The organism is Myxococcus sp. CA056 (assembly GCF_013336715.1).
Classification (GTDB): domain Bacteria; phylum Myxococcota; class Myxococcia; order Myxococcales; family Myxococcaceae; genus Myxococcus; species Myxococcus llanfairpwllgwyngyllgogerychwyrndrobwllllantysiliogogogochensis.
In genome coordinates, this window is the sequence record NZ_JABUMT010000005.1 from 617,280 (window position 1) to 626,135 (window position 8,856).

Genomic DNA, 8,856 nt, shown 5'->3' on the forward strand with positions numbered 1-8,856 from the left:
CACGGGCAGCGACATCTCGTAGGACTCCTCGCACTGACGAGGAATCCCCAGGCCGCCTGGATGTTCCAGGGGTTGGGAATTCTTCCCAGCTTTTTTCCCGGTTGACCGAGGCAGTGGGTTACCGCAGAACCGCGACACCCCCGGCCCTGGAAAGGACCTGTCCAATGAAACGGTTGTTCCTGATTGCCACCCTTGTCGGCGCCGCTCCCGCGCTGGCCGACGAAGGCATGTGGACGTACAACAACTTCCCGTCCGCGAAGGTGAAGGAGAAGTACGGCTTCGAGCCTTCGCAGGAGTGGCTCGACAAGGCCCGCCTGTCCTCCGCGCGTCTCGCGGGCGGCTGCTCCGCCAGCTTTGTTTCCGCCAACGGCCTGGTGATGACGAATCACCACTGTGCTCGCGGCTGTATCGAGCAGCTCTCCGGCGCCAAGAAGGACTACATCGCCAACGGCTTCTACGCGAAGACCGAAGCCGAGGAGACGCAGTGCCCGGCGATGGAGATCAACCAGCTGGAGCAGATCACCGACGTCACCGAGACGCTGAACAAGGCGACCGCGGGGCTGTCCGGCAAGCCGTACAGCGACACCCTGAAGGCGAAGATGTCCGAGCTGGAGCAGGCGTGCTCCGCGGGCGACGCCAAGGTGCGCTGCGACGTCGTCACCCTGTACCAGGGCGGCAAGTACAACCTCTACAAGTACCGCCGCTTCCAGGACGTGCGCCTGGTGATGGCCCCCGAGCACGCCATCGCCTTCTTCGGCGGCGACCCGGACAACTTCGAGTTCCCCCGGTGGGACCTGGACGTGACGTTCCTGCGCGTCTACCAGGACGGCAAGCCGGCCAAGACGGAGAACTTCTTCAAGTGGTCCGAGAAGAGCGCCAAGGAGGGTGACCTCACCTTCGTGTCCGGCCACCCCGGCCGCACCTCGCGCGGGCTGACCATCGCGGAGCTGGAGTACCAGCGCGACGTGGCCATGCCGAAGATGCTCTTCATGATGTCCGAAGTGCGCGGCATGGTGACGGAGTTCCAGAAGCGCGGCCCCGAGCAGAAGCGCATCTCCAACAACCTGCTCTTCGGCGTGGAGAACGGCCTGAAGGCGACCAAGGGCCGCCTGGAGGCGCTGCAGGACAAGAAGTTCTTCGGCCAGAAGGTCGCCGCCGAGCAGGAGCTGCGCAAGAAGGTCGACGCCAACCCGGAGATGAAGAAGAAGTACGGCGCGGCGTGGGATGAGATCGCCAAGGCGCAGAGCCAGCTCGTCAACGTCCGCAAGGACCTGGCCTTCGTCGAGCAGGGCAACGGCCTGTCCTCCAGCCTGTACAGCATCGCCAAGACGCTGGTGCGCGCCTCCGAGGAGCTCCCCAAGGAGAACGGCCAGCGCCTGCGTGAGTTCAACCAGGCCAACGTGCCGGCCCTCACGGCCCAGTTGCTCAGCCCGGCGCCCATCTACCCGGAGCTGGAGATCATGCGCCTGTCGTTCGGCCTGACGAAGATGCGCGAGGAGCTCGGCTCCAACCACCCGTTCGTCAAGAAGGTCCTGGGCAAGGAGTCCCCCGAGAAGCTGGCGGCCCGGCTGGTCAAGGGCTCCAAGCTCTGCGTCCTCAAGGACGTGAAGGGCTCCAAGGTCTGTGACGTGGCCGTGCGCAAGGGCCTGCTCGACGGCGGCAAGGCGGCGATTGCCGCTTCGAAGGACCCGATGATCCAGCTGGCCCTCGCGCTCGACGCGGATGGCCGCGCGGTCCGCAAGAACTACGAGGAGAACATCGACGCGGTCATCAAGAAGAACGCGGAGCTGGTCGCCAAGGCGAAGTTCGAGGCCTACGGCACCAACCAGTACCCGGACGCGACGTTCAGCCTGCGCCTGTCCTACGGCTCGGTGAAGGGCTACATGGAGGACGGCAAGAAGGTGGAGCCCGTCACCCAGATGGCCGGGACGTTCGAGCACGCCACGGGCGAGGAGCCCTTCGCCCTTCCGCCTTCCTGGCTGAAGTCGGAGAAGCTGCTCGACGGCGCCACGGCGATGAACCTGGTCACCAGCAACGACATCATCGGCGGCAACTCCGGTTCCCCGATGATCAACAAGGACGCGGAGATCGTCGGCCTGGTGTTCGACGGCAACATCCAGTCCCTGGGCGGTGAGTACGGCTTCGACGAGTCCGTCAACCGCACCGTGGCCGTGCACAGCGACGCCATCATCGAGTCGCTGAAGAAGATCTACGGCGCCACCCGGGTGCTCGAGGAGCTGCGTCCGGGCAGCACCAAGATTCCCTCGGTCCCCACGAAGCCGGCCGGGTGATTCACCCCGCCTGAAGGGGCCCGGGCTCAACCCCCGGACCCCTGAAGCACGAAGAGGCTGCCTGGGCACGTTCGCCAGGCAGCCTCTTTCGCGTTTCCAGCGGGCACCCTACTCCCGGCTCACTCCCACTCGATGGTGGCCGGGGGCTTGGAAGACACGTCGTAGGCGACGCGGTTGATGCCGCGCACCTCGTTGGTGATGCGCGTGGAGATGCGCTCCAGCACGGGGTACGGCAGCCGGGCCCAGTCCGCGGTCATGCCGTCCACGCTGGTGACGGCGCGCAGCACGCAGGTGGACTCGTAGGTGCGCTCGTCGCCCATGACGCCCACGCTCTGAACGGGCAGCAGCACGGCGAAGGCCTGCCACAGCTCCTTGTAGAGCCCCGCGGCGCGAATCTCCTCCTGGACGATGGCGTCCGCGCGGCGCACCAGCTCCAGGCGGGCTTCCGTGACTTCGCCCAGCACGCGGATGGCCAGGCCGGGACCGGGGAACGGCTGGCGGTTCACCATGTCCTCGGGCAGCCCCAGTTCGCGGCCCAGGGCGCGGACCTCGTCCTTGAACAGCTCGCGCAGCGGCTCCACCAGCTTGAGCTTCATCGTCTCCGGCAGGCCGCCCACGTTGTGGTGGCTCTTGATGGTGACGGAGGGGCCCTTGTACGAGACGGACTCGATGACGTCCGGGTACAGCGTGCCCTGTGCCAGGAACCCGGCGTCCTGGATGTCGCGCGAGGCCTCCTCGAACACGGCGATGAACTCACGGCCGATGATCTTCCGCTTCTTCTCCGGGTCCGTCACGCCGGCCAGCGCGTCCAGGAACCGGGCCCGCGCATCCACCGTCTTCAGCGGGACGTGGAAGCGGTCCACGAAGAGCCCCTCCACCTGGGCGCGCTCCCCCTGCCGCAGCACCCCGTTGTCCACGAAGATGCACTGGAGCCGGGGGCCGATGGCGCGGTGGAGCAGCAGCGCGGCCACGGAGCTGTCCACGCCGCCGGACAGCGCGCAGATGACCCGGCCCTGCTCACCCACCTGGCGGCGGATGGTGGCCACCGCCTCGTCGATGAAGCCCTTCATCGTCCACGAGCCGCTCACCTTGCAGTCGTTGAAGAGGAAGGCGCGCAGCATGGCCTTGCCTTGCGGGGTATGTACGACTTCCGGGTGGAACTGGAGGCCGTAGAAGGGCTTGGTCTGGTGGGCCGCCGCAGCGAAGGGCGAATTGCCACTGCGACCAATGGCCTCGAAACCGGGCGGAAGCTCCTCCACCCGGTCTCCGTGGCTCATCCACACCTGGACCCGGTCTCCGGGTTTGAACTCCGAGAAGGGCCCGCGGGGCGCCAGGACCTCGACCTCCGCGTTGCCGAACTCACGGTGTGCGCCCCGGTCAATGCGCCCGCCCAGGAGCTTGGCGGTGAGCTGGAGGCCGTAGCAGATGCCGAGGACGGGCACGCCCGCCTCGAAGACGAACGGGTCACACCGGGGGGAACCAGGCGCCTCCACGGACGCCGGGCCTCCGGAGAGGATGATGCCCCGGGGGGCATAGCGGCGGATATCCTCCGCCGGGAGGTCCGGGCGGTGGATTTCGCAATAAACGCCCAGTTCGCGCACCCTCCGGGCGATGAGCTGGGTGTACTGACTCCCGAAATCGAGGATCAGGATCTTCTCGGCGTGCAGGTCCACCGGAGGTTCTCCAAGGGGCGTCGTTGACGGCTGGGGGCCCTTATCGCTACAAACTTCCGGAAAGCAACGCCCAAGTCCCCTCAATTGTTCGAGGTCCGGATGCTCCGCCGCCTGTCCGCTTCCACTGCTGCGACCCTCTTGTTCCTCTCCGCCTCTGGATGCGTGAAGGAAATCTCCTCCGACGAGCGACTGGACCGCGAGACCCAGAACCTGGCTGTCAAAGACACGCCAGGGGTCTCCGATCTCCAGAAGCTCACCTGTGACGACACCACCGACGCACTGGGCAAGGCCCGCAACGTCAATCGCCCCGAGACGGACCGCCTCGTCGACTACATCGAGCTGTACTCCTCGCTGCGCAAGCGGACCACCACGTTCGAGGAGGCGATGAACCGCAACCCGGACCTGAGCTACCGCGAGGGCAGCCAGCAGATCGTCAATGCACGGGACACCTGCATCCAGCAGACGGCCGACGTGAAGGTGGAGTTCGAGACCTACATGCGCGAGCTGGTGATGGTGCCCACCGTGCAGGAGATCAAGGGCGGCAACACCGTCACCATCGCCCGGCTCGACTTCAACACCCTGCGCCAGGCCATTGAAACGCTGGAGCCCGACGACAAGGACGCCCTGCTCAGCCGCGTGGCCGGCGCCGAGGGGAAGATCTCCGCCGCGTCGCCGTCCTCCGAGGACTCCGGCTCCGGCGGTCGCAAGGGCCGCAAGTAGCCGCCTTCCCGGCCGAAACAACCGAGGGCCCCGCCGCCTGGCGTGGGCCCTCTTTTCGTTCCAGGAGCCGCCCGTTCTGACGGCTACTCCACGCGGTAGTTGGGGGCCTCTTCGGTGATGATGACGTCGTGGACGTGGCTCTCCTTGAGGCCCGCCGAGGTGATGCGCACGAAGGTCGCGTTCTTGCGCAGCTCGTCGATGGTGCCGCAGCCCACGTAGCCCATGCCGCTGCGGATGCCGCCCAGCATCTGGTGGACGTTCATCGCGAGCGTGCCCTTGTACGGCACCCGGCCTTCGATGCCCTCGGGAACGAGCTTCACCGCGTCCACGTCCGACTGGAAGTAGCGGTCCTTGGCGCCCTGCTTCATCGCGCCCAGGCTGCCCATGCCCCGGTAGCTCTTGTAGCTGCGGCCCTGGTACAGGATGACGTCTCCGGGGGCCTCCTCGGTGCCGGCGAAGAGCGAGCCGATCATCACCGTGCTGGCTCCGGCCGCGAGCGCCTTGACGATGTCGCCCGAGTACTTGATGCCGCCATCCGAGATGATGGGGATGTCGTGCTTCTCCGCCTCGCGGCAGCAGTCATCCACCGCGGTGACTTGCGGCACGCCCACGCCGGCGACGACGCGGGTGGTGCAGATGGAGCCGGGGCCGATGCCCACCTTCACCGCGTCCACGCCCGCCTGGATGAGCGCGCGGGTGGCCTCGGCGGTGGCGACGTTGCCGGCGATGAGCTCGAAGCCCTTGAAGTTCTTGCGCGTGTCCCGCACCCCGTCCACCACGCCCTTGGAGTGGCCGTGCGCGGTGTCGACGACGATGACGTCCACGCCCGCCTTCACGAGCGCGTCGATGCGCGCCTCGCGGTCCGGAGACACGCCCACGGCGGCGGCGCACAGGAGGCGCCCCTTGCCGTCCTTGGCCGCGTTCGGGTTCGTGCGGCGCTTCTCGATGTCCTTGATGGTGATGAGGCCGCGAAGCTCGAAGTCGTCGTTGACGATGAGCAGCTTTTCGATGCGGTGCTCGTGCAGCAGCTTCTGCGCATCCCCCTGGATGATGCCCTCGCGGCCGGTGACGAGCTTGCGCGTCATCACCGCTTCGACCTTCTGCGTGAGGTTGGTCTCGAAGCGCACGTCGCGGCTGGTGACGATGCCGACGAGGCGACGCCCCTTCACCACGGGGATGCCCGACACGCCATGGTGCCGCATCAGCTCGATGGCGCGGCCCAACGGGGCCTCGGGGTCGATGGTGACGGGGTCCACCACCATTCCACTTTCGAACTTCTTGACCTTGGTCACCTCGAGCGCCTGCTGCTCGGGGGTCATGTTCTTGTGGATGACACCGATGCCGCCCTCTTGCGCCATGGCGATGGCGGTGCGCGACTCCGTCACCGTGTCCATCGCCGCCGACAGGAGCGGGATGTTCAGGCGAAGGTTGCGCGTGAGGCGGGTCGACAGGTCCGCATCCTTGGGGACAACCGAACTTTCGGCGGGCACCAGGAGGACGTCATCGAAGGTGAGTGCGAGCCGGATCTCGGGGTTCAACATGGGCGGCGCTCCCGGGGCGAAGGGCCCACGAGGCACCAGCGCCCCGAGGGTGCGGTTCCATACGAGGTACGTTGTCCCCACGCAACCTGGAAGGGTGGACTTTTTGACGCCCGTTCACTCGCACTTCAAGCGATAATCCGACCGGGCTTTTCACTCACGTCTCAGGAACCGGGCTTTGACGGAATCGAATCAGGCGGCGGTCGGGTTGGTCGTGAAGCTGCCATTCGCGACGCCGGAGGAGTTCCTGGCGAAGTATGGCGGCAACGTCACCCGGGGTGGCATCTACCTGCGCGCTCGCGCGGTGAAGCCTCCTGGGACGGCCGTCACGCTGGACCTTCGGCTGGCGAGCGGCGAGCGGCTCATCCACGCGCAGGCCGTGGTCCACTTCGTCACCGGGCAGGGAGGCCAGGGCGTGGTGGGCATGGGCCTGCGCTTCCTGGGGATGGACCCCCAGACGCGCCGGTTCCTCGACTCGGCGGTCGCCGCCCTGCCCCACGCCCAGTCGGACGTGCCCCCGGTCCCCACGGGCGTGGGTGCTCCGGACTACACCGTCCCACCTCCGCCACGGCAGGCGAATCCCCAGGTCGTCGCCGCCCAGGTCGCCCCCCCTCCGGGCGGAGTCGCCCCGGTGCCCGCGACGATGATGTCGGACGCGGCGTTGGACCTGAACACGGCGGAGCCCAAGCGCGCGGGTGTGGTGATTGGCATCGACCTGGGCACGACGAACTCGTGTGCCGCCTATGTGCGCAACGGCAAGCCCGGGGTGCTCAACAGCCGCGAGGGCCACAACACGGTGCCCTCCATCATCGCCGTCAACACGCGCGGCAAGCTGGTGGTGGGCCACCCCGCCAAGGGGCAGATGCTCACCAACCCCCGGCACACGGTGTACGGCGCCAAGCGACTGGTGGGGCGCGCGTACGAGTCCGCCATCGTCGGGTCCATCAAGGACAAGTTCCACTACGAGATCACCGCGGGAGAGAACGGTGACGCGGGCGTGAAGCTGTCGGACCGCGTCTACACGCTCCAGCAGATCTCCGCGCTCATCCTGCGCGAGGTGCGCGAAGTCGCCCAGAACCAGCTGGGCCAGCCCGTGTCCCGCGCCGTCATCACCGTCCCGGCGTACTACAACGACAACCAGCGCCACGCGGTGCGCGAGGCCGGCAAGCTCGCGGGGCTCTACGTCGAGCGCATCCTCAACGAGCCCACCGCCGCGGCGCTCGCGTACGGCTACGGCCGCAAGCTCAACCAGCGCGTGCTGGTGTACGACCTGGGCGGTGGCACGTTCGACGCGTCCGTGCTGGAGCTGGCCGACAACGTCTACGAGGTCATCTCCACCGGCGGCGACACCTTCCTGGGTGGCATCGACTTCGACAACGCCATCGTCGCGTACCTGCTGGAGGAGTTTCAGAAGAAGACGGGCCGGGCCTTCCAGGGCGACCGGGTGGCCATGCAGCGCATCAACGACGCGGCGGAGCGCGCGAAGTGCGCGCTGTCGGAGCGCTCGGAGATGCGGGTGCATGTGGCCTTCGTCACGATGATCGAGGACAAGCCGTACGACCTGGACGTCACGCTCACGCGGCAGAAGCTCATCGAGCTGACGGAAGGGCTCGTCGACCGCACCGTCCAGGTCTGCGAGGAGGTCCTGCGGGTGAAGAACCTGGGCCCCAAGGACATCGACGAGGTCATCCTCGTCGGAGGCCAGAGTCGCTTCCCGCTGGTGCACGAGAAGATCACCCGCTTCTTCGGCAAGCCGCCGAGCAAGGGCGTCCACCCCGACGAAGCGGTGGCCCTGGGGGCCGCGCTCCTGGCGCACAGCCTGGGGCAGCTCGAGGGCGTGGTGCTCATCGACGTGCTCCCCATGGCCATTGGCGTGGGCCTGCCCGGTGGACGCTTCAAGCCCGTCCTGGAGCGCAACACCTCACTGCCCTCCACCAAGAGCTACACCCTCTCCACGCACCGCGACGGCCAGACGGAGCTGGAGCTCACCGTGTTCCAGGGTGACTCCGACAAGGCGTCCGACAACGAGTACCTGGGCACGCTGAAGCTCGCGGGACTGCCCAAGCTCCCGCGTGGCGCCGTGCAGGTGTCGGTGACGTTCGAGGTGAACAACGAGTCACTGTTGAAGGTCACCGCGCGCGAGTCCTCCTCAGGGCGCGAGGTGACGAGCACCTTCTCCACGCGCGACACGCCCGACGCCGTGAAGGCGAAGCTCGCCCAGTTGGACGCCGAAGGAACCGCCGCCGCGGCACAGGCGACGGGCTCCACGCCGACGCGCACCGTGAGCACGACGGGAACAGGCACCGCCAGTCCGGCGCCGATGAGGGCTCCTGCGGGCGTGACAACTACCTCGGCCCCACGAATCGCTCCTCCGAAGGTCACAGCCGCGCCGCAATCCAACGTCCACGCGGTACCGGCCTTGGTGAGCGCGAAGTCGCGAGGCTTCGTGCGATGGCTCAAAGGCTTGTTCGGTAGGGCCTGAGTCTCGATTTCTTGCTGAGAGTGGATCAGTCCTCCTTCCACTTTCACGCTGGGAATGAAGATGCATGTGGGTAGGCGTTGAGGCCCGCGATTGTCGGCCTCGCCTGTTATTAAGCCGCCGGCCGCAATCAGCCCGGACGAGCTCCACACCCC

5 protein-coding genes are annotated in these 8,856 nt (G+C 67.2%); 3 read left to right on the forward strand and 2 right to left on the reverse strand.

The window, feature by feature from the left end:
• Positions 1–164 precede the first annotated feature (164 nt).
• Positions 165–2,291 (forward strand): S46 family peptidase, encoded by a 2,127-nt coding sequence (locus HUA76_RS24665; protein ID WP_174462228.1) that lies wholly within the window; start codon positions 165–167, stop codon positions 2,289–2,291.
• A 119-nt stretch (positions 2,292–2,410) separates the two neighbouring features.
• On the opposite strand, the gene guaA is transcribed toward HUA76_RS24665, so the two are convergent.
• Positions 2,411–3,964, reverse strand: coding sequence for a glutamine-hydrolyzing GMP synthase (guaA, locus tag HUA76_RS24670; RefSeq protein WP_141641088.1), 1,554 nt, complete (start codon positions 3,962–3,964; stop codon positions 2,411–2,413).
• Positions 3,965–4,063: 99 nt separating this feature from the next.
• Here guaA and HUA76_RS24675 point away from each other — a divergent pair, with 99 nt between their 5' ends.
• Complete coding sequence (locus HUA76_RS24675) at positions 4,064–4,684, forward strand: hypothetical protein (protein ID WP_174455526.1); 621 nt, start codon at positions 4,064–4,066, stop codon at positions 4,682–4,684.
• 83 nt (positions 4,685–4,767) lie between these two features.
• Here the strand turns inward: HUA76_RS24675 and guaB are convergent, their stop codons facing one another.
• Positions 4,768–6,225: an IMP dehydrogenase gene (gene guaB / locus HUA76_RS24680; RefSeq protein WP_141641090.1), complete on the reverse strand. Its 1,458-nt coding sequence runs from the start codon at positions 6,223–6,225 to the stop codon at positions 4,768–4,770.
• Positions 6,226–6,400: 175 nt separating this feature from the next.
• On the opposite strand from guaB, the gene HUA76_RS24685 reads away from it, so the two are divergent.
• Positions 6,401–8,704: a TIGR02266 family protein gene (locus tag HUA76_RS24685; RefSeq protein ID WP_174462229.1), complete on the forward strand. Its 2,304-nt coding sequence runs from the start codon at positions 6,401–6,403 to the stop codon at positions 8,702–8,704.
• Positions 8,705–8,856: the final 152 nt, after the last annotated feature.